Raw genomic sequence first — 258 nt, forward strand, 5'->3', positions numbered from 1 at the left:
GATTATGTCGAGACCAATTACAACCGTGCGACGGACGCGGTTCGCCAGCCGGGATCGTCGTGGAAGCTGTTCGTCTATCTCGCCGCGCTCGAGGCCGGATACACACCTGAGGATCGCGTGGTCGATACGCCGGTCACGATCGACGGGTGGAGCCCGCGCAATTCGGGCGGCGGTTTCGCGGGCGAAATGGATCTGCGCTCCGCCTTCGCCTATTCCAAGAACACCGTCGCCGCGCAGCTCGGCAATGAAGTCGGTTTC

At 62.8% G+C, this 258-nt stretch carries 1 protein-coding gene; it reads left to right on the forward strand.

The window, feature by feature from the left end:
- Positions 1 to 258: penicillin-binding transpeptidase domain-containing protein (locus A3736_RS07475; protein WP_255362972.1), on the forward strand; the 258-nt coding region annotated here is incomplete at both ends.

This window comes from Erythrobacter sp. HI0063, assembly GCF_001635685.1.
In the GTDB taxonomy this organism is placed as follows: domain Bacteria; phylum Pseudomonadota; class Alphaproteobacteria; order Sphingomonadales; family Sphingomonadaceae; genus Qipengyuania.